The organism is Rathayibacter sp. AY1E8, assembly GCF_002931415.1.
In the GTDB taxonomy this organism is placed as follows: domain Bacteria; phylum Actinomycetota; class Actinomycetes; order Actinomycetales; family Microbacteriaceae; genus Rathayibacter.
On sequence record NZ_PSVI01000017.1, the window covers coordinates 1 to 23,665 of the forward strand.

Below are 23,665 nucleotides of genomic sequence, written 5' to 3' on the forward strand. Positions count from 1 at the left end.
AAGTCGCCGCCGCCGGAGTCGCCCCAGCCGCCGCCGTCTCCGGCGTCCGCACCGGAGGCGTCCGCACCTCCCGCATCCGCTCCGCCGTCGGCCGAGGCGTCTCCCCCGCCGTCACCGCCGGCGTAGTCGCCTCCCGCGTCGGGGAGGAACGCGCCCGCGATGGCCGAGCCGATCGCGAACCCGGCGATCGTGCCGAGCATCGAGGAGGCGAGGACGCCGCCGAAGCCCATGCCTCCGCCGCCGGAGAAGCGCCGCTCCATGAATCCGGGCTGGCGCAGCTCGCTCCTCGTGGCGGACTGGGCGAGCGTGCGGGGATCGTCGTCCTTCGGCGCGTCGCCGACAGGGGCCCCCTCGCTGAGCTCTCGGAAGACCTGCTGGCGCTTCTCCGGGGTCAGCTGCTCGAAGGCCTCGCGGTGCACCTGCTCGATCGCCTCGGGCGGCGCGGTGCGGAGGAGGTAGCGGTAGCGCTCGATGGCACGCTCATCGTCGGTGCGCGGAGACGTCGCCGGATGGGAGCCGTACTCGGGCCTGCGGTCCGCGGCCTGCGGCGGCGCGTACGTCGAGCGGCGTGCGCTCTCGGGCTGCTCGTCGCGGCCCAGCAGTCGGTCCAGGAATCCCATGATCTCCTCCTCGGCGCCCGACGGACGCACACCGCCACGGTAGGCCTCTCACCGCTCCGGGTGCTGAGCGTTCTCTCAGAGGCTGCTCGGAGCGGAGGCCTCGGTCACTTCTGCTTCGGGATGACCACCCACATCACGAGGTAGGCGATGATCTGCGGCCCCGGGAGGAGGCACGAGAGCACGAACAGGAGACGCACCACGAAGGGGCTCCAGCCGAATCGGCGGGCGAGACCGGCACAGACGCCGGCGATGATCCTGCCCCGACGGGGGCGCACGAGAGTAGCCATGACTCCACTCTGGCGCAGGGCGCCTGAGCGGGGCATCCGGGAAACCCCCTAGGTCTGCGCGGGAGTCCCGTCGAGCTCCTCGGGCCGGAACGCTCCGACCGAGCGGGCGAAGGCGGCGGCGCGCTCGGCGTCGGCCTCCGGCCAGACCACGTGGAAGCGCTCGAAGACCACGTCGCCGATGCCGCCCGGTGAGACGCGGGCGAAGTAGCGGCGGTGGCCGTCGAGCCAGGAGGCGCGCGTGCGGTCCCCCTCGCCCTCGGCCCAGGCGAACGCGTCGTCGACGGAGTCGAGCGGACCGGTCCGCACCTCGTCCGTCACGAGGACGACACGCGCCGCTCCCGCGCCGTCGCAGACGATCCAGTGGTCGCCCGCGACGGGCGCCCCCTCCTCGGCGAGGGACGCCGTGGCCGTCTTCACTCCGCGCCGCACGAGGCCCAGCAGCTCGTCCGCCATCGCCGTGCTGTCGCCGAACGACTCGACCGGCGGGAGCGCTTCGTCGACTCCCGGATGCGTGGAGCGGTACTCCGCCCAGAGGAGCGCCGCCGAGGCGGCGTCGGCGTCGGGGAGGGCCGTGCGCTCCGGCGCGACGGGCACGAGCGCCACGATGTCCGCCCCGGCCAGGGAGGCGGGATCGTCGGGGTGGTTGTCGGGCGTGGTGATTGTGTCGAAGGGCCAGTGCTGCTGGAGCCAGCGGCGCGCGTAGGCGTCGAGCTCCTCCTCGAGCCGCGAGCCCCGGACGGCGGAGACGACCCACCAGGAGGCCTCGGCGGAGTCGCCGCCGCCGGGCCGGACGCTCAGAGCGCCCAGCGCCTCGGTGCGGTCCGGGCCGACGAGCAGGAACGCGTGCGCTCTGCCCGCATGCGACTCCTCCTCGAGGCGCAGGAGACCGCGCACGTCGTCGCCGAGGGACGCCGACGGCAAGGCGGCCGGATCGTCCCCGCGGAGGAGAGCCGCGAGCCACGGTCGCTGCTCGCCGATCACCGCGTGCAGGAGGTCCGCGTCGCTCGAGACGAGAGGACGCAGGAGGGCGCCCGCCGGCAGCTCGAGCCGCGCGGGAAGGGGCGCGTCGCCGGTTCCACCGCTCATGACCGCACCTCCCCGCGCACCGGCTCAGCCGGCCGCGCGCTCCAGGACGAGCTCGCGGACGCGGGCAGCGTCGGCCTGCCCCTTCATGGCCTTCATCACGGCACCGATCACGGCACCGGCGGCCTGCACCTTGCCGTCGCGGATCTTCGCGAGCACGTCGGGCTGCGAGGCCAGTGCCGCGTCGATCGCCTCGATGAGCGCTCCGTCGTCCGAGACGACCGCGAGTCCCCGGGCGTCGACGACCTCCTGCGGGGTGCCCTCTCCGGCGATGACGCCCTGGAGGACCTCGCGGGCGAGGCGGTCGGTCAGCGTGCCGCTCTCGATCAGACCGGCGAGCTCGGCGACCTGCGCCGGAGTGACCAGGGAGGCCGGGTCCTCGCCCGCCGCGTTCGCGAGGCGCGCGATCTCCCCGGTCCACCACTTGCGGGCCGCCTGCGGAGCGGCTCCCGCGGAGACGGTCTCGGTGATCTCGACCAGCAGGCCGCTGTTGGCGACGTCCTGGAACTCGAGGTCGGTGAAGCCCCACTCCTGCTTGAGGCGGCGGCGGCGGTCGGCGGGCTTCTCGGGGAGCGCGGCGCGCAGCTCCTCGATCATCTCGGGGCTCGGCACCACCGGGAGCAGGTCGGGCTCCGGGAAGTAGCGGTAGTCGTCGGCGTCGCTCTTGGGCCGTCCCGCGGAGGTGCGGCCGGTGTCCTCGTGCCAGTGGCGCGTCTCCTGCGTGATCGTGCCGCCCGCGGCGAGGATCGCCGCCTGGCGCTGGATCTCGTAGCGGACGGCGCGCTCGACCGAGCGGAGCGAGTTGACGTTCTTGGTCTCGGTGCGGGTTCCGAGCTTCTCCTGGCCGATCGGGCGGAGCGAGACGTTCGCGTCGCAGCGCAGGTTGCCGCGCTCCATCTTGGCGTCCGAGATGCCGAGGGCCAGCACGATGTCGCGGATCGTCGCGACGTAGGCCTTCGCGTACTCGGGTGCGCTCTTCCCCGCGCCGTAGATCGGCTTCGTGACGATCTCGACGAGCGGGACCCCCGCGCGGTTGTAGTCCACGAGCGAGTACTCTGCGCCCTGGATGCGGCCGGTGGCGCCGCCGACGTGCGTGAGCTTGCCGGCGTCCTCCTCCATGTGCGCGCGCTCGATCGGGATCTGCACGAGCGCGCCGTCGGCCAGCTCGATCTCGACCGAGCCCTCGAAGGCGATCGGCTCGTCGAACTGCGAGATCTGGTAGTTCTTCGCCAGGTCCGGATAGAAGTAGTTCTTGCGCGCGAAGCGGCTGGACGGGGCGATCGAGCAGCCCAGGGCGAGGCCGAGGCTGATCGAGTAGCGGACGGCCTGCTCGTTCACGACCGGCAGCGAGCCCGGGAGGCCGAGGTCGACCGGGGTCACGTTCGTGTTGGGCTCGGATCCGAACTCGTTCGGCGCGTCCGAGAACATCTTGGTCTTCGTGTTGAGCTCGACGTGCACCTCGAAGCCGAGCACCGGCTCGAAGGTCTCGAAGACCTCGTCGTAGTCCATCAGCTCGGGAGCGGACGTGTGCGCGGAGGCCATCAGACGGCACCTTCCTCGGTCGCGGAGAGCACGGAGTGGGTCAGGTCGGGAGCCTGCGCGAGGAGCGGGCGGCCCCACTTCTCCTCGAGCAGCGCCTCGAGCGCGGCGCCCACGGTGTAGAGGCGCACGTCCTCCCGGGCGGGAGCGAGGAACTGGATGCCGACGGGCAGCCCGTCCTCGTCGGCGAGGCCGGCGGGGACGGAGATGCCGGGGATGCCGGCCAGGTTCGCCGGGATGGTCGCGACGTCGCCTCGGTACATCGCCAGCGGGTCGTCGAGCTTCTCGCCGAGGCGGTAGGCGGTCGTCGGCGCCGTCGGCGAGGCGATCACGTCGACGTCCGCGAAGGCCGCGTCGAAGTCCCGCTGCACCAGGGTCCGGACCTTCTGCGCGCTGCCGTAGTAGGCGTCGTAGTAGCCGGCCGAGAGCGCGTAGGTGCCGAGGATGATCCGGCGCTTGACCTCGGGGCCGAAGCCCTGCTCGCGGGTCGCGGACATGACCTGCTCGACCGTGCCGCCGCCCTCCGGCGTGACGCGGAGGCCGAACCGGACCGAGTCGAACTTGGCGAGGTTGCTGGAGGCCTCCGCGGGGAGGATCAGGTAGTAGGCGGCGACCGCGTGCTCGACGCTCGGGAGGCTCACCTCGACGACCTCGGCTCCGGCGCCCTGCAGGATCTCGAGCGCCTCGTGGAAGCGCGCCAGCACGCCGGGCTGGAAGCCCTCGCCGCCGTCGAGCTCCTTGACCACGCCGATCCGGAGGCCCGTCACGTCGGCGCGGCGCACCGCGTCGGCGAAGGAGGGCCAGGAGTCGCGCAGCGACGTCGAGTCGCGCGGGTCGTGGCCCGCGATGACGTCGTGCAGCAGCGCGGAGTCGAGGACCGTCCGGGAGACGGGGCCGATCTGGTCGAGGCTCGAGGCGAGCGCGATCGCTCCGTAGCGGGACACGCCGCCGTAGGTCGGCTTCACGCCGACGGTGCCGGTCACGTGCGCGGGCTGGCGGATCGATCCCCCGGTGTCGGAGCCGAGGGCCAGGGGCGCCTCGTAGCTCGCGACGGCCGCGGCGGACCCGCCGCCGGAGCCGCCGGGGATGCGGTCGAGGTCCCACGGGTTGTGGGTGGTGCCGTAGGCGCTGCGCTCGGTGGTCGAGCCCATCGCGAACTCGTCCATGTTGGTCTTGCCGATCGGGACCAGCCCGGCCTCGCGGACCTTGCGCATGACGGTCGCGTCGTAAGGCGGGCGCCAGCCCTCGAGGATGCGGGAGCCGCTCGTGGTCGGCATGTCGTTCGTGACGATGACGTCCTTGACCGCGAGAGGCACCCCGGCGAGGGGGTGCAGCGACTCGCCGTCGGCCCGCCGGCGGTCGATCGCCTCGGCGGACGCGACCGCGCCCTCGCGCGCGACGTGGAGGAAGGCGTGGACCGCTCCGTCGACCGCGTCGATGCGCTCGAGGTGGGCGCGGGTGGCCTCGACCGAGGAGACCGAGCCGTCGGCCAGCTTCTCGGAGAGGGCGGACGCGCTGAGGCGGACGAGCTCGTCGCCGTGCGCGCTCACTGCTCCTCCCCCAGGATCGCGGAGACCTGGAAGCGGCTGCCGTCGTGCTCGGGCGCGCCGGAGAGCGCCTGCTCGAGCGTGAGGGTCTCGCCGACCACGTCGGGCCGGAAGACGTTCTCGAGCGGGATCGGGTGGCTGGTCGCCGGCACGTCGGGCGTGGCGACGGCCTGGACCGCGCGCACGGAGTCGACGATCTGGCCGAGCTCCCTGGTGAGGCTCCCGATCTCGTCGGAAGTGAGGTCGATCCTGGCCAGCTGGGCCAGATGGGCGACCGTGTCGGCCGTGATCTCGGACATGCGTCTCCGTCTGGTGGTTCGGGGGGATTTCCGGCCGCCAGTCTACTCGGCGCGCCCGCACCGCCTCCGCCCGCGCCGCCCGCCCGTCAGGAGCCGCCGAAGAGGCTGGAGCCGTGCTTCAGGAGTGCGTTGTACGCCCCCTCGTAGGTGGTCGGCAGGTCCTCGCCGGGCTCGCCGTACCGGGCCAGCAGCAGGCCCATCAGGCCGACGGCGGGCGGGCTCAGCGGCTTGTCGCGGTTCACGTGCGCCGGATGCGCCGGTGCCGCCTCGGGGTTCGGGGGCAGGTACTGCGGCACCGTGGTCGGCCAGTCGCCGATCTGCCGCGGCTCGTCAAGCGTCAGCACCCCGAAGAGGTCGGGGGCGGAGGCGTCGCGAGCGGTCAGCGGCTCGAGGCCGTGCAGGGCGCTGAGGGTCCGGATCACGGCGCCGTGGTGCAGCTCGTCGTGCACGATCGTGCCGGCCCTCGTGTACGCCGAGACGGCGATCGCCGGCACGCGGCAGCCGAGCCGGTCGAAGGCGAAGCCCATCTCGCCCTCGCGGCCGTCGCCCGGCGGAGTCGCCGACGGCGGGGGGACGTGGTCGTAGAGGCCGCCGTGCTCGTCGAAGGTCGCCAGCAGCAGCGTGTTCACCGCGTTCGAGCCGGTCGTGCTCGCGCTCTCCCGGATGGCCGAGTACACCTGGTGCAGCAGCAGCTCGCCGGCGCGGACGTCGGACAGCGCGCTGTCGTAGACGGGCGTGCCGTCGACCTCGTCCTCGTGCAGGACCCCGGTCGGCGGGTGCATGTCGTTGTGGTCGAAGACGAGCCGCGGCTCGAGGAAGGCGTAGTCGGGCAGCTCGCCGTTCTCCACGTCGGCGTAGAACCGGTCCATCGTCGAGAAGTGGGTCTTCCAGTACTTCTCGAGCACCGGCGCGTGCAGGAACCCGGTGTACGAGACCACCTGCAGCGCGTCGAAGTAGACGCGCCAGGTCCTCCCCGCCTCCTCGAGGCGGTTGAACACCGTCGGCGCGTCGGCCAGGTCGTCCGCGAGCCACTTCTCGTAGCCGCCGCCCTGCTTGTTGGTGACGAAGCCGTGCGAGGTCGACGCGTGCAGGAAGGACCGGTTGCAGAAGGTCTGGGAGGGGACGGCGCAGAACCACTGGTCGAAGACGGCGAACTCGCGGGCGAGGGTGGAGAAGACGGGCAGCATCTCCGGCGAGAAGCCGCCCATGATCGTCCGCACCTCCTCCGCCGTGGGCTCCTGCCCCTTCTTCATCACCCTCAGGTGCTGGACGTAGTCCTCGAGGAAGCCGCTCATCGTCGGGGCGGAGGCGTCGGCGGGCGCGTTGAAGGGCGCGGTCATGGCGCCGACGGTGCGGCCGGCGTTCTCGGGCGGATCCACCGTGCCGAAGAGCTGGGTGTTGACGTGCGGGTACTCCTCGCCCGGGTCCGGGTCGGGCTGGCGCATCACGGAGTCGGTGGCGCCCTCGTAGACGTGCGTGCCGACGGTCAGTCCCCCGGCGCTGGTGTTCGTCCGCTCGTCGGGGAGGAGGCCCTCGAAGCTCTCGCCCGCGGGCAGGTCGTCCGGTCCGTAGAGGCGGCCGAGGACGTTGTCGAAGGAGCGGTTCTCGAACATGATCACGACGACGTGGTCGAATCCCGGCTCCGTGCGGGCGGGCAGTCGCGGCTCCTCCTCGCGGCGGGGGCCGGAGGCGACGGCCGCGCCGATCGCGCCGCCGGCGAGGGCTCCGGCTCCGACTCCGGCGGCGGCGGTGCCGGCCAGGAAGCGGCGGCGCGAGCGGGAGCGGGGAGCTCCGTCGTCGTGCTCCGAGGGAGTCCGCTCGCTGGTCATCTCCGCCGCCTCTCCTGCGCCGCCTGCGCCTGCTCGGAGTGTAGCGACGCGCCCGGGACGGCGGCTCGAACGCGGGCGAGCAGTCCGGCCTCCGGCTCGGGGTCGACGTGCGCGCGGCGGGCTGCGTCGCGGAGGCGCCGCCCGACCGGCGCGGGCGGCGCGAACGCCGGCGCCGTGCGGGGCCAGCGCGCGAGGGACCGGTCGGGACCGCCGAGGAGTGCGGCCAGCTCCCGGACCTGCGGATCGACGAGGGCCCGGCGCCCGCCCGCCCGGGCGCGGACGAGCTGCGCGGGAGTCTCCGGACCGAGCGGCACGCCGATCCGTGCACCCGAGGGGACGGCCGAGGCGAGCACGAGCGCCGGCACCGTGCCGGGCCGCTCCGCGCTCCCCCGCGCGGTGACGAGGAGCAGCATCCGCCGCCCCGCCCGCTCCCCGTCGCGGACGGCGTCGAACACGACGTGCAGCAGCTGCTCCGCGAGGCGCGCATCGGCGGATCGATCGGTGCCGGCGGCTGCGGCGTCGGCGAAGTCGGCCGGATCGACGAGGGACCGCGGCTCGACCAGGACGAGCGGAGGCAGGGAGCCGGCAGCGGCCTCGGCGGCCAGCGCGTCGACGGGAAGGAGGCGCCCGCCGCGGGAGCCGGCGGCGCCAGGATCGCGGTGGGGCCACTCCGGATCGGCGAGGAGCGTGGTCGAGACGCCCTGCCGCTCGTCGACCGCGAGAGCCCAGCCGGTGCCGGTCTCCCGGGCCGCGTGCAGGGCCGCCGGCAGCGGATCGCGGCCGTCGGCGCGCCAATGGTCGGCCCGCGCGAAGGCCGTGGCGAGGAGCGCGTGCACCGGCAGCATCTCGGGGGCGAAGCGCGCGCCCGGAGGATCGTCCGGGCCGGGCGCTGTCATCACGGCGTCCGTGCCGCCGGTGAACACCGGGCCGTCCGTGTCGTCGAGCGCGCCGAGGACCTGGTCGCGGCTGCGGCCGGCGAAGGAGAGCACGACCACGTGGTCGATCCGCCCGAGCACCTCGGCGGTCCGACGCTCGGCGGTGGTGGGCCGAGCCGCGGCGTCGAGCGCGAGCGACGCTGCGTCGGCGAGGGAGCGGCGCAGGAACGCACGCCGCTCCCCGCCGCCCGCGTCAGGCATCGGGCCCGGTCGGCTCCTCCGTGCTCGGGGCGGCCGCGTCCGAGACGGCGTCGGTCTCCGGCACGGCGTCGTCCTCCGGCGAGGCGTCGGAGCGCGATGCGCCGGCGACGTCCCCGTCCGGGCCGGCGGCGGCCTCCTCCGGAGCGTCGGCGGACGCCTCCTCCGGCAGCGCGATCGCGTCCGGTCCCTCCGTCACCAGGAGGTGGAACTCGGCCGCGGTGATGATCCGGAGCCCCAGGGCCTCGGCCTTGCCGAGCTTGCTGCCGGCGCCGGGACCGGCGGCGACGTAGTCGGTCTTCTTGGAGACGCTCGAGCCGGCCTTGCCGCCGGCCGCGAGGATGGCCTCCTGCGCCCCCTCGCGGGAGTACCCCTCCAGGCTGCCGGTCGCCACGACCGTGAGACCCGCGAGCACCCCGCCGGCGGCGTCCGCGGCACCGGGACCGGGGTGGCCGGGCGTGGCGAAGCGCACTCCGGCCGCGGCCCAGCGGTCGACGATCTCGACGTGCCAGTCGACCTCGAACCAGGCGATCAGGGCGTCGGCGATGATCCCGCCCACCCCGTCGACCGCGGCGAGCTCGTCGCGGCTCGCCCCGCGGATCGCGTCGAGCGAGCCGAAGTAGCCCGCCAGCGCGCGCGCGGCGACCGGGCCGACGTGCCGGATGCTGAGCGAGACCAGCAGACGCCACAGCTCCTTGGTCTTCGCCCGCTCGATGTTCTCGACCAGCCGGAGGGCGTTGGTGGAGGGCACGGAGGCGGCGTCCCCCGCGAAGGCTCCCGCCTCCGGGTCGAAGGCGCCGTCCTTGGCGAGCTGCCGCTTGCGCTTGAAGGGCGTGACGACCTTCGGATCGCCCTTCGCGTCGAGCTTCTGCAGACCGGTCTCGGAGTCGCGGACGACGACCTCGATCGGGAAGAGATCGGCCACCGTGAGCTCGAACAGGCCGGCCTCGGTCCGCAGCGGCGGCTCGGCGGGCACCAGGGGCTGGGTCAGGGCGGCGGCGCTGACCTCGCCGAGCGCCTCGATGTCGAGCGCGCCGCGGCTGCCGATGTGCTCGACGCGCCCGCGGACCTGCGCGGGGCAGGACTCCGCGTTGGGGCAGCGCAGGTCGACGTCGCCCTCCTTGGCCGGAGCGAGCGTGGTGCCGCACTCGGGGCACTGCGTCGGCATCACGAACTCGCGCTCGGAGCCGTCGCGGAGCTCCACCACCGGGCCGAGCACCTCGGGGATGACGTCCCCGGCCTTCCGCAGCACGACCGTGTCGCCGATGAGCACGCCCTTGGCCCTGACCACGTCGGCGTTGTGCAGCGTGGCCTGGCGCACCTCGGACCCCGCGACCTTCACCTTGGTCATCTGGGCGAACGGCGTCGCGCGGCCGGTGCGCCCGACGCTCACGACGATGTCGAGGAGCTTCGTGTGCACCTCCTCGGGCGGGTACTTGTAGGCGATCGCCCAGCGCGGCGCCCGGCTGGTGGCGCCGAGCTCGTCGTGCAGCTCGAGCTCGTCCACCTTCACGACCACGCCGTCGATCTCGTGCTCGACCGAGTGCCGCTCGCGGCCGTAGCGCTCGACGAAGGCGAGCACCTCCTCCACCGAGGCCGAGACGCGGTTGTGGCCGCTGACCGGCAGCCCCCAGGAGGAGAGGAGCCCGTAGACCTCGGACTGGGTCGCGACCGGCGGGTCCGGCCAGGCGCCGATGCCGTGCACGTAGAGCGCGAGGGAGCCGACGCGCGCCTCGCCGGCGCGCAGGTCGAGACCCGACTTCTTGTCGAGCTGCTGGCGGAGGCCGCCGCTCGCCGCGTTCCGCGGGTTGGCGAAGGTCGGGAAGCGCCGCAGTGCGCTCGTGCGCGCCTTCTCCTCCTCGAAGACGCCTCGGGTGGCGGGCGGGCGGGACGACCAGCGGGTCCGCGCCTCCTCGACCGCCTCGTCGCGCAGCGTCTCCTGGAGTGCGTTCAGCTCGGCGAAGGCGGCCACGGGGATGAAGACCTCGCCGCGGACCTCGACGAGTGCCGGGTGGCCCTCGCCGGAGAGGCGCTCGGGGATGCCCGCGACGCGGAGGGCGTTGACGGTGACGTCCTCGCCGGTGCGGCCGTCACCGCGGGTCGCCGCCGTGACGAGGCGGCCGTCCTCGTAGTGGAGGGAGATCGCGAGCCCGTCGATCTTGAGCTCCGTGAGCCAGGCGACGGGGCGGTCGGCCGAGGCCACCGTCTTCTCGCACCACTCGCGCAGCTCCTCGGCCGAGAACACGTTGTCGAGGGAGAGCATCCGCTCGGCGTGGTCGATCGGGGCGAGGCCCGCTCCGACGATCCCGCCGACGGTCCGCGTCGGCGAGTCCTCGGCGGCGAGCTCGGGGTGCTCGGCCTCGAGCGCGGCGAGCTCGCGCACCAGGGCGTCGTACTCGGCGTCGGACAGCGGCGAGGAGTCGGCCGCGTAGTAGTCGTCGCTCGCCGACCGGATCCGCGCCCGCAGCTCCTCGACGCGGGCGGCGGGCTCGACGGCGCTCACCGGAGCACCGCGGCGTCGGCCGCGACCGTGCGGTCGATCGTGCACTGGCCCAGCACGCGGGTGCCGAGGTAGACGACGGCCGTCTGGCCGGGGGCGACGCCGTCGAGCGGCGAGTCCGGAGTGATCACGAGCTCCACCCTGCCATCGACGTGCGACACCACCGCGGAGGCGGGGACCGGGTCGGCGTGCGCGCGGATCTGGACGTCGCAGCGGAAGGGCGCGTCCGCGTCCTCGGGAGCGGCGCCCGCCCAGGTGAACCGCTCGCCGGCGATCTCGCCGATGCGCAGCGCCTCGCGCGGACCGACGACGACCTCGTTGCTCACCGGCCGCACCTCCAGGACGAAGCGCGGCCGACCGTCGGGCGCGGGGACGCCGAGGTGCAGGCCCCGGCGCTGGCCCACCGTGTACCCGTGAGCGCCCTCGTGGGAGCCGACCACCGCGCCGTCCCGATCGACGACCGCTCCGGTCTCGGGGGCGACGCGCTCGGCGAGCCAGCCGCGGGTGTCGCCGTCGGGGATGAAGCAGATGTCGTAGCTGTCGGGCTTGCTCGCGACGCTGAGGCCCCGCTCGGCCGCCTCCGCGCGCACGATCGCCTTGGACGGCGTGGAGCCGAGCGGGAACATCGAGTGCCGCAACTGCTGCTCCGTCAGCACGCCGAGGACGTAGGACTGGTCCTTCGCCTCGTCGCTCGCGCGGTGGAGCTCCGGGGAGCCGTCGGCAGCGGTGCGGAGGGAGGCGTAGTGGCCGGTGCAGACCGCGTCGAAGCCGAGGTCGAGAGCCTTCTCGAGCAGGGCGGCGAACTTGATCCGCTCGTTGCAGCGCATGCAGGGGTTCGGGGTGCGGCCCGCCGAGTACTCGGCGACGAAGTCGTCGACGACGTCCAGCTTGAACCGCTCGGAGAAGTCCCACACGTAGTACGGGATGCCGAGGACGTTCGCGGCGCGCTGCGCGTCCATCGAGTCCTCGATCGTGCAGCACCCCCGGCTGCCGGTGCGCAGCGTGCCGGGCATCCTGCTCAGGGCGAGGTGCACGCCCACCACGTCGTGCCCAGCCTCCACCGCGCGGGCCGCGGCCACCGCCGAGTCCACTCCACCGCTCATCGCCGCCAGAACCTTCACCGTGCGAGTCTACGTTTCCCGCGGGCGCGGCCGGCAGGGGTTCAGGCGGGCAGCACCGCGCGGTTCGAGAGTCCGGCTCGGGCGGCGCGGGCGTAGGCGCCGGGCAGCGCGGCCAGGAGGGCGTCGACGTCCGCGTCGGTCGAGGTGTGGCCGAGCGTCATCCGGAGCACCCCGCGGGCCTCGTCCTCGCTCCGGCCGAGCGCGAGGACCACGTGCGAGGGCTCCGGGATCCCCGCCGTGCAGGCGGACCCGGTCGAGACGGAGACGCCCGAGGTGTCGAGGAGGAAGAGGAGGGAGTCGCCCTGCGCACCGGGGAAGGCGAGGTGCGCGTTGTTGGCGACCCGGCGTCCGGAGTCGAGGGCGGGCCCGGTCAGGGTCGCCCCCGGCACGGCGGCGAGGACGCCCGCGACGAGCCGGTCGCGCAGGGCGGCCAGGCGCTGCGCCTCCGCAGACAGCTCGGCGTCCGCCTCGACCGCGGCGGCGGCGAAGGCCGCGGCACCGGGCACGTCCTGAGTTCCGGAGCGGACGCCCCGCTGCTGTCCGCCTCCGTGCAGCACCGGGACCACGCGGGCGTCGCGGGCGAGCACGAGCGCACCGGTCGCGATCGGCCCGCCGACCTTGTGACCCGAGACGCTGACGGCGGCCAGTCCCGCGCCGCGCCCGGAGCCGGAGGCGCGGCGGATCTCGGCGATCCGCAGCGGCACGTGTCCGAGGGCGGCGACCGCGTCGACGTGGAGGGGGACGCCGGCGCGGGCGCACGCGGCCGCCAGCTCGGCGATCGGGTTGATCGTCCCGATCTCGTTGTTGACCCAGAGCACCGTGACCAGGGCGACCGATCCGGGGTCCTCCTCCAGCGCAGCGGCGAGCGCCTCCGGCCGCAGGGTGCCCTCGTCGTCGAGAGGCAGCCACTCGAGGACGGCGCCCTCGTGCTCGGCGAGCCAGGTGGCCGAGTCGAGCGTCGCGTGGTGCTCCCCCTCGGCGACCAGGACCCGGACGCGAGCCGGGTCCTCGCTCCGGCGCTGCCAGTAGAGGCCCTTGATCCCGAGGTTGACCGCCTCGGTGCCGCCGGCGGTGAGGATCACCTCGATCGGCTCGCAGCCGAGCACCCCGGCGAGCGCCGACCGGGCGTCCTCCAGCCGGCGGCGCGCCTCCTGGCCGGAGCCGTGGACGGAGGAGGGATTGCCGCCGTGGGCGGACGCCTCCGCGAACGCGGCGAGCGCCGAGGCGCGCAGCGGGGTGGTCGCGGCGTGGTCGAGGTAGATCACAGCAGCCCTTCGTCCCGCGTCGGGGGCACGGAGGGAGCCGGTGCCCGTCACTACTGTAAGTCGCATGACCTCTCACGATCCCCTGGCCCGGCTCGGCGTGACCGTGGACGATCAGGGCGGTGAGCTGCGGGTCTGGTCCGAGAGCGCGAGCGCCGTCGATCTGCTGCTGTACGACGAGAAGGATCCGACCTGGGTGACCCGCACGGTCCCGCTGGCGCGCGACGACGCCGCGGTCTGGTCCGCGCGCTCCGATCTGCTGGCCCCCGGCCGCCGCTACGCCCTGCGCGTCGACGGGCCGACGGGCCCCCGGCACCGCTTCGACCCCCGCCGGGCCCTGCTGGAGCCGTACTCCCGCGGCCTGCACCGGGTGGCGGAGAACGAGTGGCGCTCGGTCGTCGTGGACGACGCGTTCGACTGGGGCTCCTCCTCCCGGCCCGGCACCCCGATGGACCGCACCGTGATCTACGAGGCGCATGTGAAGGGGCTGACCCGGCTGAACCCGGCGCTGCCCGTGGAGCTGCGCGGCACCTACGCCGGCCTGGCGCACGAGTCGACGGTCTCGGCGCTGCTCGATCTGGGCGTGACGGCGGTCGAGCTGCTGCCCGTGCACGCGTTCGTGTCGGAGCAGCGCCTGCTGCGGCAGGGGCTGACCAACTACTGGGGCTACAACACGCTGAACTTCTTCGCCCCGCACGCCGCGTACGCCTCCTCCACCGCGCAGCGCGGCGGACCGTCCGCGGTGCTCCGGGAGTTCAAGGGGATGGTGAAGCTCCTGCACGAGGCCGGCCTCGAGGTGATCCTGGACGTGGTCTACAACCACACCGCCGAGGAGGGGCCGGGCGGGCCGATGTCGAGCCTGCGCGGGATCGACGACGCCGGCTGGTACCGCCAGACGCCCGAGGGCCACTACGTGGACGTCACGGGCTGCGGGAACACGATCGACTTCGGCCGGCCGGCGGCGCAGCGCCTCGCGCTGGACTCGATGCGCTACTGGTCGGGCGAGGTCGGGATCGACGGCTTCCGGCTCGACTTGGCCGCGACCCTCGGCCGGGACGAGATCGCGCACTTCCGGAGCGACCATCCGCTGCTGCGGGCCGCGGTCGAGGATCCGGCGCTGGCCGGCGTGAAGATGATCGCCGAGCCCTGGGACGTGGGAATGGGCGGCTGGCAGACGGGGAACTTCCCGGCCAGGTGGTCGGAGTGGAACGACCGCTACCGCGACCGCGCCCGCAACTTCTGGCTCTCGGACATCGACTACGCCCGCCGCGCCGGCACGGCCCCCGTCGGCATCGGCGGCTTCGCGACCCGGCTCTCGGGCTCCTCCAACACCTTCTCGGCGGAGCGGGGCCCCCTCGCTTCGGTCAACTTCGTCACCGCGCACGACGGCTTCACGCTGGCGGACCTCGTCTCGTACAACGTCAAGCACAACATCGGCAACGGCGAGTCGAACCGCGACGGAGCCGACACCAACCGCTCCTTCAACCACGGCTTCGAGGGCCCCACCACCGACGAGCGGATCACGCTGGCGCGGCGCAAGGCGATGCGGAACCTCCTCGGCACCCTGCTGCTGTCGGCCGGCGTGCCGATGATCACGGCGGGCGACGAGACCGGGCGCAGCCAGCGCGGCAACAACAACGCCTACTGCCAGGACTCGGACCTGACCTGGGTGCGCTGGGAGGGCCTGGCCGACTGGCAGCTCGCGCTCCGCGCGCACACGCGCACCCTGCTGCGCCTGCGGCGTGAGCACCCGGCGCTGCGTCCCTCCCGCTACGGCAGCGGCGACGCGAGCGAGCCGGGCGCCACGACCATGACGTGGTTCGACGCCCACGGGCGCGGGATGAGCGAGCACGACTGGACCTCCGCCGCCAACCGGACGCTGCAGTACCTCGCGGCCTCGACGCCGGTCGAGGGCGAGCCGGACCGTGTCCTGCTGGTGGTGCACGGCGTCGAGCAGGACACCACGGTCGTGCTCGCCGAGGACGAGGGGGTCGCCGGCTACACGCGCCTGTGGAACAGCGAGGAGCCGGAGCCGCTGGAGCACGGCGAATCGTTCGAGCCGGGGCAGGTCATCCGCGTGGCCGGAACCTCGATGCAGCTCTTCGCCGCGCACGGGCCGGCGGCCGAGCAGGACGCCTGATGGCGAGGAGCGGGCCGGGGACCCCGGCGACCGTCGCGCTGACGGCGGCGGGCGTCCCCTTCACTCCCCGCCAGTACCGGCACGACCCGGCCACGACGCGCTACGGGCTCGAGGCGGCCGAGGCGCTCGGCGTCGAGCCGGAGCGCGTGTTCAAGACCCTGATGGTCGACGTCGACGGCGAGCTCGTAGTGGGCGTCGTGCCCGTCACCGGCTCGCTCGGGCTGAAGGAGCTCGCGGCCGCGGTCGGAGGCAGGAGGGCGGCGATGGCCGACCCCGTGCTGGCCCAGCGCCGGACCGGCTACGTGCTCGGCGGCATCTCGCCGCTCGGGCAGAGGACGCGGCACCGCACCGTGATCGACGAGACCGTCGAGCTCCACGACACGGTGCTCGTCTCGGGCGGGCGCCGGGGCTTCGACATCGAGCTCGCCCCCGCCGACCTCGTCGCCGCGACGGCCGCCCTCCTCGCCGACATCGCGCGCTGACCCCTGCTCCCCGCCGTCCTCCTCCGGGCGCCGTTTCGCTCCATGCGCCGTCCTCCTCCCGCGAGATCCCACTCCGGTCCGCGAGGCGCCGAGGAAGGCGCACCGGAGCGGCATCTCGCGGAGAGGGACCGGGCGGGGTCAGCCGGCGGCGGCGGCCAGTCCCAGCTCGGCGGAGCGGGCCAGGAGGGGATGCCGCGGCACGACGCGGACGGTGTAGCCGAAGGAGCCGCTGCGGTCGAGGGTGACCACTCCGGCGTAGGGCACGCGCCCGACCGCGTCGGCGGGCACCACGGCACCCGACTCCTCGACCACCTCGAGCTCGTGGTGGCGGACCTCGGTGAGCGAGCCGTCAGCGGACGTCGTCCCGTAGACGACCTCGACCGAGACGTCCGCCGGCGAGAGCTCCCCCAGGCGCACGCCCGCCCGCACGGCGAGCCGGTCCCCGCGCTGGGGCACCGCGTCGATCCCGCCGGACTCGACGGACGCGACCGCGACCCCGGGCCAGCCGGCGCGGACCCGCCGCTTCCAGCTCGCCAGCTCCTTGGCCGGCTCGAAGTGGTCGGCGGCGACCGCGCGCCCTGCCTCGGCGGCCGGCGAGTAGAGCGCCTCGACGTACTGGCGCACCATCCGCTCGGCGGAGACCTCGGGCGAGAGGGTCGCGAGGGTGTGCCGGATCGACCGCACCCACCGACGGGGCACTCCGTCGTGATCGCGCTCGTAGTAGCGCGGCACGACCTCGGTCTCGAGCAGCTCGTAGAGCGCCTCGGCCTCGAGCGTGTCGCGGGCCTCCGGGTCGAGCGCGCGGTCGGAGGAGGGGATCGCCCAGCCGTTCTCGCCGTCGAAGTACTCGTTCCACCAGCCGTCGAGGATCGAGAGGTTGAGCGAGCCGTTGAGCGCCGCCTTCATCCCCGAGGTGCCGCACGCCTCGAGCGGGCGCAGCGGGTTGTTGAGCCAGACGTCGGTGCCCGGGTAGAGCAGCTGCGCCATCGCGATGTCGTAGTCCGGCAGGAAGACGATCCTGCGGCGCACGTCCGGCTCCTGCGCGAAGCGGACGAGCCGCTGGATCAGGCGCTTCCCCTCCTCGTCGGCCGGGTGGGACTTGCCCGCGATGACGATCTGGATCGGGTGCTGCGGGTGGGTGAGCAGCGCGCGCAGACGCTCGGGGTCGTGGAGCATCAGGGTCAGCCGCTTGTAGGTCGGCACCCGCCGCGCGAAGCCGATGGTGAGCACGTCCGGGTCCAGCAGCTCGTCGAGCCAGGCCGGCGGGAGGCCGCCCGGGTTCTGCTCGCGCCAGGAGCGGGCGGCCCGGCGGCGGGCATCCCGCACCAGCTGCTCCCGCATCGCCCGGCGCGCGGCCCACAGCTCGGTGTCGCCGAGCGCACCCGAGGCCCAGTCGGCCCGCGTCGTGTCGTCGGTGCCGAGCCGCTCCTCCGCGAGCCGCCGGAGGATCGGATCGGTCCAGGTGGCCGCGTGGACGCCGTTCGTCACCGAGCCGATCGGCACCTCCGCCGTCTCGAAGCCGGGCCAGAGGCTCGAGAACATCGATCGGCTGACCTCGCCGTGCAGCGTCGAGACGCCGTTGGAGCGCTGCGCGAGCCGCAGGCCCATGTACGCCATGTTGAACGCCGTCCCGGAGTCCCCCGGCTCGGCGCCCAGCGCGAGCACGTCCTCGACCTGCACGCCCGGGAGCAGCTCCGTGGAGAAGTACTCCTCGATCATCCCGCGGTCGAAGCGGTCGATGCCCGCCGGCACCGGAGTGTGCGTGGTGAAGACCGTGCTCGCCCGCACCACCTGGAGAGCCTGGTCGAAGTCCAGGCCCGCGCCGATCAGGCCGGAGATGCGCTCGAGCCCCTGGAAGCCGGCGTGCCCCTCGTTGGTGTGGAACACCTCCGGGAGGACGCCGCCCGAGACCTCGGCCCAGAGCTCGAGCGCGCGGACCCCGCCGATGCCCAGCAGCAGCTCCTGCAGCAGGCGGTGCTCGCCCCCGCCGCCGTAGAGGCGGTCGGTGACGGAGCGGAGCGAGTCCTCGTTCTCGGGGATGTCGGTGTCGAGCAGGAGGAGGGTCACCCGGCCGACCTCCGCGCGCCAGACCCGGGCGTAGAGCGCGCGTCCCTCGGGGAGCGCCAGCACGATGCGGGCGGGCGAGCCGTCGGCGAGACGGACGACGCGCAGCGGCAGCCCGTCCGGATCGAGAGAGGGGTAGGACTCGAGCTGCCATCCGTCGGCGGAGAGCTTCTGCGAGAAGTAGCCCGACCGGTAGAAGAGGCCCACGCCGGTGAGCGGCACGCCCAGGTCCGAGGAGGCCTTCAGGTGGTCGCCGGCGAGGATGCCGAGTCCGCCGGAGTACTGGGGCAGCGCCGCCGCGATGCCGAACTCCGGCGAGAAGTAGGCGATCGAGCGCGGGGCGGACTCCGGCAGCGACTGGTACCACCGCGGCTCGGTGCGGTAGCGCTCCAGCTCGTCGCGGAGGCGCCACGCCTCGTCGACGAAGCCCTGGTCCCCCGCCAGCTCGACGAGGCGCTCGGGGCTCACTGCTCCGAGCAGAGCGGTGGGGTCCGCTCCCCCGCGCCGCCACAGCTCCGGATCGACCCGCTCGAACAAGCGCCGGGCGGGCTCGTGCCAGGCCCAGCGGAGATTGCCCGCCAGATCGCCCAGAGCCGAGAGCTCGGGCGGGAGGACGGAGCGGACGATGAAGCGGCGGATCGCCTTCACGGCACCCCTCGACTCTCTGCGGACCCCGGAGCGCCCGGTCGCGGAGCACCGGGGCGGTCGCGCTCGGTCACCCTAGCGGACCCCGACCACCGCGGATCGGCGGGACGCGGACCCGCCCCGACGCTCCGGCACGCGCTCCCCGGGTCCGTTTGCACAGGCCCGAGCGCGGGCGCAACCGTCGTGTGCGAGCCGCCGCCGGTCGCTACTGTCGTGACGTGGCTCAGATACCTTTCGGCAAGGCTCAGAACGGCAAGGACGCACGGCGAGCGGGTCGCGGACGCGCACCCCAGGAGGCGTCGGCGCCTCCCGAGACGGCCGCTCCGGCGCCCGCCGCCGCCCCCGAGGCGACTCCTGCTCCCCCCGCGGCCGACAGTGCACCGGCCGCCCCGGTGACCGCGGACGCACCCGACGCGTCGACGGCGACCGCGACGACCGGGAGCGGCTACCGCGTCCGGGCCGAGCGACTGCCGATCATCGACCCGCAGCCGCGGCTCGAGGACGACCGCTGGCCCGCGAAGGCGTTCGTCGGCGAGGTCGTCCCCTTCGCTGCCACGGCCTTCCGCGAGGGGCACGACCTCATCGGCGTCGACCTCCTGCTGCGCTCGCCGTCCGGGGCCGAGTCGGAGCACCGCATGTCGCTCCTCGCGACCGGCACCGACCGCTACGGGCGCCTCGTGGCCCTCGACGAGGAGGGCGACTGGAGCTACCGCATCCGCGCCTACGCCGACGACTGGGCGACCTGGCTCCACACGGCCGAGGTCAAGATCCCGGCCGGCCTGGACATCGACGTCACCTTCGCCATCGGCGAGGGCCTGCTGCGCAGCGGCGCCGACGACTCCTTGCGGCCCGAGGGCGAGCGCAGCCTGCTCTCCGACACCGCCGCCCGAGTCGGCGACACCACGCTGAGCGCCGAGGAGCGCCTCGCCGCGGCGACCGATCCCGCCGTCCACGGCGCGCTCGACGCCCGCCCGGTGATGAGCCTCACCAGCGTCTCGGAGCCGCGCACCGTCCACGTCGAGCGCACCCGCGCCGGCGTCGGCGCCTGGTACGAGTTCTTCCCCCGCTCCGAGGGCGCCGTGCGCCACGAGGACGGGACCGTGACCAGCGGATCCTTCCGCACCGCGATCGACCGCCTTCCCGCGGTGGCCGCGATGGGCTTCGACGTGCTCTACCTGCCGCCGATCCACCCCATCGGCCGCTCCTTCCGCAAGGGCCCGAACAACACGCTCGACGCCGGCGAGAACGACCCCGGCTCGCCGTGGGCGATCGGCTCGGCCGAGGGCGGCCACGACGCGATCCACCCGGACCTCGGCACCGAGGACGACTTCCGCGCCTTCCACGCCGCGGTCGAGGCCGCGGGCCTCGAGCTCGCCCTCGACTTCGCCCTGCAGGCCTCGCCCGACCATCCCTGGGTCACCAGCCACCCCGAGTGGTTCACGACGCTCCCCGACGGCTCGATCGCCTACGCCGAGAACCCGCCGAAGAAGTACCAGGACATCTACCCGATCAACTTCGACAACGACCCCGAGGGCATCCGTCAGGAGTCGCTGCGGGTCCTGCGGCACTGGATCGACCTGGGCGTGCGGATCTTCCGCGTCGACAACCCCCACACGAAGCCGCTCGACTTCTGGGAGTGGATCATCCACGAGGTCAACGCCGAGCACCCCGAGGTCGTCTTCCTCGCGGAGGCGTTCACCCGCCCCGCGATCATGCGCGCGCTCGGCAAGGTCGGCTTCCAGCAGTCGTACTCGTACTTCACCTGGCGCAACACCAAGGAGGAGCTCGGCGAGTTCTTCACGAGCATCTCCCACGAGACGGCCGACTACATGCGGCCGAACCTCTTCGTGAACACTCCGGACATCCTCACCGAGTACCTCCAGTACGGCGGCCGCTCGGCGTACAAGGTGCGGGCGGCCCTGGCCGCGACCGCGTCGCCGCTGTGGGGGGTCTACGCCGGCTACGAGCTGGTCGAGAACGTCGCTCGCCCCGGCGCCGAGGAGAACATCGACAACGAGAAGTACGAGTACAAGACGCGCGACTGGGCCGGCGCCGAGGAGTCGGGCCGCTCGCTGGCGCCGTACATCACGCGCCTCAACGAGATCCGGCGCTCGCACCCCGCGCTCGGGCAGCTGCGGAACCTGCACGTGCACGGCAGCGACGACGACGCGATCCTCGTCTACTCCAAGCACCTGCAGGCCGCGTTCACGGGCACCGGGACCGACGACACGATCATCGTCGTCGTCAACACCGACCCGCACTCGGCCCGCGAGACCACGGTTCACCTCGACCTGCCCGCGATCGGGCTCGACTGGAGCGCGACCTTCGAGGTCGAGGACCTGATCACCGGTGCCGTCTGGACCTGGGGCAGCGACGACTACGTGCGGCTCGACTCGTTCGTCGAGCCCGTGCACATCCTGAGCGTGAAGGCGGACGAGCGATGAGCGGAACCACCCCCGAGGGCACGAGCCCGGCCGAGGAGGCGGGCCTCGGCGCGCACGCCGAGACGGTCCCCACGACGGGCACCAGCTCGGCGACCACCTCCGGCCACGGCGCGCACGTCGCCGACGCGGCGTCCGACGCACGACAGCACCCCGGAGCGGACGGCGAGAACGCGCGCAGCTACGCGGTCGAGACGGTCCCGGAGGCGCCTCAGCCGGTCGCGGGCGACGACGCCGTGACCGTCGAGCGCGACGCCGACGACGCCGAGTCCGCTCCGGTCGGCAGCGGGGCCGAGGGCGACCTGCCCGACGACACGGACGCCGCCGATTCCGTCGCAGCCGACAGCGCCGCTCCCGTCGAGACGACCGCCGGCCCCGCCGAGACGACCGCGGACCCCGCGACCGCTTCGGGCCCCGTCGACGGCACCGCGGCGATCGCGCTGCCCGACATCCCGGAGTGGGTGCTGCAGCAGCTCGCCACCGGCAGCAACGCGCTCCCCCACGACGTCCTGGGCCAGCACCTCGTCGCGGCCCCCGGCGTCTCCGACCCGGTGACGGTCGTCCGCGTGCGCCGCCCGCTCGCCGAGAAGGTCGCCGTGGTGCTCGCCACCGGCGCCCGCGTCGAGCTGAGCCACCTCAGCGACGGGATCTGGCAGGGCTTCCACGTCCTCGGTCCGCAGGCGTACACGGTCGAGGCCCGCTACGGCGGCGGCGGCGAGTGGACCGCGGAGGACCCCTACCGGTTCTCGAAGACGGTCGGCGACTTCGACCTCTACCTCATCGGCGAGGGCCGCCACGAGCGTCTCTGGGAGGCGCTCGGTGCCCGCCACCGCGAGCACGAGGGGGTCTGGGGCACGAGCTTCGCCGTCTGGGCCCCGCACGCCCAGGCCGCTCGGGTCGTCGGCGACTTCAACGACTGGAACGGCGAGGGCCACTCCCTCCGCAACCTCGGGACGACCGGGGTCTGGGAGATCTTCGTCCCGGGCGTCGAGCCCGGAGCCTCCTACAAGTTCGACCTGCTCTCGCGCGACGGCCACTGGGTCCGCAAGGCCGACCCGATGGCCCGCGCCACGGAGGTGCCGCCTGCGACCGCCTCGAAGGTCCCCGTCTCGCACCACCAGTGGGGCGACTCCGGCTGGATGGAGAAGCGAGCCTCGGTCGATCCGCACACGCAGCCGCTCAGCGTCTACGAGATGCACCTCGGCTCCTGGCGTCCGGGACTGGGCTACCGCGACCTCGCGGACCCGCTGATCGAGTACGTCACCGAGCTCGGCTTCACGCACGTGGAGTTCATGCCGCTCGCCGAGCACCCGTTCGGCGGCTCCTGGGGCTACCAGGTCACCGGCTACTACGCCGCCTCGAGCCGCTTCGGCACGGCCGACGACCTCAAGTACCTGATCGACCGTCTGCACCAGGCCGGCATCGGCGTCATCGTCGACTGGGTGCCCGGGCACTTCCCCAAGGACGACTTCGCCCTCGCCCGCTTCGACGGCGAGCCGCTCTACGAGCACCCGGACTGGCGCCGCGGTGAGCAGATGGACTGGGGCACCTACGTCTTCGACTTCGGGCACACCCAGGTGCGCAACTTCCTCGTCGCGAACGCCCTGTTCTGGCTCGAGGAGTTCCACGTCGACGCCCTGCGAGTGGACGCCGTCGCCTCGATGCTCTACCTCGACTACTCCCGCAAGGAGGGCGAGTGGCTGCCGAACCAGTACGGCGGACGCGAGCACCTCGAGGCGATCAGCTTCCTCCAGGAGGTCAACGCCACGGCCTACAAGCTGCACCCCGGCATCATGATGATCGCCGAGGAGTCGACGAGCTGGCCCGGCGTCACCCAGCCCACCAGCTCCGGCGGCCTCGGCTTCGGGCTCAAGTGGAACATGGGCTGGATGCACGACTCGCTCGACTACATGGCGAACGACCCGCTCTGGCGCCAGTACCACCTGGGCGAGATCACCTTCTCGTTCGTCTACGCCTTCAGCGAGAAGTTCGTCCTGCCGATCAGCCACGACGAGGTCGTGCACGGCAAGGGCTCGCTGATCCAGAAGATGCCGGGCGACCACTGGCAGCAGCTCGCGAACGTGCGCGCCTACCTCGCCTTCATGTGGGCCCACCCCGGTAAGCAGCTGCTCTTCATGGGCCAGGAGTTCGGCCAGTACTCCGAGTGGAGCGAGGAGCGGGGCCTGGACTGGTGGATCCTCGATCAGCCGAGCCACCGCGGTCTCTGGAGCCTCGTCGGTCAGCTGAACCGCGTGTACCGCGACTCGCCGTCGCTCTGGGAGCTCGACCACGAGCAGTCGGGCTTCGAGTGGATCGACGGCGGCGCGGCGGCGGCCAACGTCGTCTCGTTCCTGCGCAAGGACAGCGAGGGTCGCCCGATCGCCGTCATCGCCAACTTCTCGGGCTCGCCCGTGCACGGCTACCGCGTGAGCCTGCCCACGGCCGGCCGCTGGGAGGAGCTCGTCAACACGGACGCCGAGATCTACGGCGGCAGCGGAGTCGGGAACTTCGGAGCGGTCGAGGCTCGCGAGGAGCCGTGGGCCGGCCGCCCGGCTTCCGCCGAGCTGGTTCTGCCCCCGCTGGCCGTGCTCTACCTGCGACCCGCCGACTGATCGGTCCCCGCACGGAAGAGGCCGCCCGCTCGCGACGATCGTCGCGAGCGGGCGGCCTCTC

Annotated in this window: 16 protein-coding genes; 4 read left to right on the forward strand and 12 right to left on the reverse strand. The window is 73.5% G+C overall.

Annotated elements, in window-relative coordinates:
* The 11 genes from C5C74_RS06905 to C5C74_RS06955 all read right to left on the reverse strand — a co-directional run.
* A partial coding sequence (locus C5C74_RS06905; protein ID WP_104351232.1) for a hypothetical protein occupies positions 1-620 on the reverse strand: 620 nt, incomplete at its 3' end.
* 104 nt (positions 621-724) lie between these two features.
* Positions 725-907, reverse strand: a complete 183-nt coding sequence (locus C5C74_RS06910; protein ID WP_104223873.1) for a PspC domain-containing protein — start codon at positions 905-907, stop codon at positions 725-727.
* 48 nt (positions 908-955) lie between these two features.
* Positions 956-1,993 carry an ASCH domain-containing protein gene (locus tag C5C74_RS06915; RefSeq protein ID WP_104351213.1) on the reverse strand — a complete coding sequence of 346 codons (1,038 nt, stop codon included), beginning with the start codon at positions 1,991-1,993 and terminating at the stop codon, positions 956-958.
* Positions 1,994-2,017: 24 nt separating this feature from the next.
* A complete protein-coding gene (gene gatB / locus C5C74_RS06920) occupies positions 2,018-3,532 on the reverse strand; it encodes an Asp-tRNA(Asn)/Glu-tRNA(Gln) amidotransferase subunit GatB (protein WP_104351214.1) in 1,515 nt (504 codons plus the stop codon).
* Entirely contained in the window at positions 3,532-5,079 is a 1,548-nt protein-coding gene (gatA, locus tag C5C74_RS06925; RefSeq protein ID WP_104351215.1) for an Asp-tRNA(Asn)/Glu-tRNA(Gln) amidotransferase subunit GatA, read from the reverse strand. The genes gatB and gatA overlap by 1 nt, the downstream gene beginning before the upstream one ends.
* Positions 5,076-5,375 (reverse strand): Asp-tRNA(Asn)/Glu-tRNA(Gln) amidotransferase subunit GatC, encoded by a 300-nt coding sequence (gene gatC, locus C5C74_RS06930; protein WP_104223877.1) that lies wholly within the window; start codon positions 5,373-5,375, stop codon positions 5,076-5,078. Before gatC ends, gatA begins: the two co-directional genes overlap by 4 nt.
* A gap of 86 nt (positions 5,376-5,461) precedes the next feature.
* Positions 5,462-7,204 carry an alkaline phosphatase family protein gene (locus tag C5C74_RS06935; protein WP_104351216.1) on the reverse strand — a complete coding sequence of 581 codons (1,743 nt, stop codon included), beginning with the start codon at positions 7,202-7,204 and terminating at the stop codon, positions 5,462-5,464.
* On the reverse strand, positions 7,201-8,340 hold the full coding sequence (locus C5C74_RS06940; protein WP_104351217.1) for a hypothetical protein: 1,140 nt from the start codon (positions 8,338-8,340) through the stop codon (positions 7,201-7,203). The genes C5C74_RS06935 and C5C74_RS06940 overlap by 4 nt, the downstream gene beginning before the upstream one ends.
* Entirely contained in the window at positions 8,333-10,840 is a 2,508-nt protein-coding gene (ligA, locus tag C5C74_RS06945) for an NAD-dependent DNA ligase LigA (RefSeq protein ID WP_146083018.1), read from the reverse strand. The genes C5C74_RS06940 and ligA overlap by 8 nt, the downstream gene beginning before the upstream one ends.
* Positions 10,837-11,958, reverse strand: a complete 1,122-nt coding sequence (gene mnmA / locus C5C74_RS06950; RefSeq protein WP_181028759.1) for a tRNA 2-thiouridine(34) synthase MnmA — start codon at positions 11,956-11,958, stop codon at positions 10,837-10,839. The genes ligA and mnmA overlap by 4 nt, the downstream gene beginning before the upstream one ends.
* Positions 11,959-11,999: 41 nt before the next feature.
* On the reverse strand, positions 12,000-13,289 hold the full coding sequence (locus C5C74_RS06955; protein ID WP_104327708.1) for a cysteine desulfurase family protein: 1,290 nt from the start codon (positions 13,287-13,289) through the stop codon (positions 12,000-12,002).
* Here C5C74_RS06955 and glgX point away from each other — a divergent pair.
* Both glgX and ybaK read left to right on the forward strand, forming a co-directional pair.
* On the forward strand, positions 13,288-15,360 hold the full coding sequence (gene glgX, locus C5C74_RS06960; protein ID WP_104351218.1) for a glycogen debranching protein GlgX: 2,073 nt from the start codon (positions 13,288-13,290) through the stop codon (positions 15,358-15,360). The genes C5C74_RS06955 and glgX overlap by 2 nt on opposite strands.
* Positions 15,360-15,842, forward strand: coding sequence for a Cys-tRNA(Pro) deacylase (ybaK, locus tag C5C74_RS06965; RefSeq protein ID WP_104226855.1), 483 nt, complete (start codon positions 15,360-15,362; stop codon positions 15,840-15,842). Before glgX ends, ybaK begins: the two co-directional genes overlap by 1 nt.
* A 138-nt stretch (positions 15,843-15,980) precedes the next feature.
* On the opposite strand, the gene glgP is transcribed toward ybaK, so the two are convergent.
* Positions 15,981-18,554: an alpha-glucan family phosphorylase gene (gene glgP, locus C5C74_RS06970; RefSeq protein WP_104351219.1), complete on the reverse strand. Its 2,574-nt coding sequence runs from the start codon at positions 18,552-18,554 to the stop codon at positions 15,981-15,983.
* Positions 18,555-19,024: 470 nt separating this feature from the next.
* Between glgP and C5C74_RS06975 the strand changes: the two genes are divergently transcribed.
* Both C5C74_RS06975 and glgB read left to right on the forward strand, forming a co-directional pair.
* The gene (locus C5C74_RS06975) at positions 19,025-20,995 is read left to right on the forward strand and encodes an alpha-1,4-glucan--maltose-1-phosphate maltosyltransferase (protein WP_308471006.1); all 1,971 of its coding nucleotides are present in this window, start codon (positions 19,025-19,027) and stop codon (positions 20,993-20,995) included.
* Complete coding sequence (gene glgB / locus C5C74_RS06980; RefSeq protein ID WP_104262830.1) at positions 20,992-23,604, forward strand: 1,4-alpha-glucan branching protein GlgB; 2,613 nt, start codon at positions 20,992-20,994, stop codon at positions 23,602-23,604. Before C5C74_RS06975 ends, glgB begins: the two co-directional genes overlap by 4 nt.
* Positions 23,605-23,665: the final 61 nt, after the last annotated feature.

Bases quoted from the DNA above. Each gene is read 5' to 3' on its own strand.
- C5C74_RS06940 (WP_104351217.1), bottom strand. From the start codon at position 8,340: ATGCCTGACGCGGGCGGCGGGGAGCGGCGTGCGTTCCTGCGCCGCTCC.
- C5C74_RS06935 (WP_104351216.1), bottom strand. From the start codon at position 7,204: ATGACCAGCGAGCGGACTCCCTCGGAGCACGACGACGGAGCTCCCCGC.
- ybaK (WP_104226855.1), top strand. From the start codon at position 15,360: ATGGCGAGGAGCGGGCCGGGGACCCCGGCGACCGTCGCGCTGACGGCG.
- gatC (WP_104223877.1), bottom strand. From the start codon at position 5,375: ATGTCCGAGATCACGGCCGACACGGTCGCCCATCTGGCCCAGCTGGCC.
- glgX (WP_104351218.1), top strand. From the start codon at position 13,288: ATGACCTCTCACGATCCCCTGGCCCGGCTCGGCGTGACCGTGGACGAT.
- C5C74_RS06915 (WP_104351213.1), bottom strand. From the start codon at position 1,993: ATGAGCGGTGGAACCGGCGACGCGCCCCTTCCCGCGCGGCTCGAGCTG.
- C5C74_RS06955 (WP_104327708.1), bottom strand. From the start codon at position 13,289: ATGCGACTTACAGTAGTGACGGGCACCGGCTCCCTCCGTGCCCCCGAC.
- C5C74_RS06910 (WP_104223873.1), bottom strand. From the start codon at position 907: ATGGCTACTCTCGTGCGCCCCCGTCGGGGCAGGATCATCGCCGGCGTC.
- gatB (WP_104351214.1), bottom strand. From the start codon at position 3,532: ATGGCCTCCGCGCACACGTCCGCTCCCGAGCTGATGGACTACGACGAG.
- glgB (WP_104262830.1), top strand. From the start codon at position 20,992: ATGAGCGGAACCACCCCCGAGGGCACGAGCCCGGCCGAGGAGGCGGGC.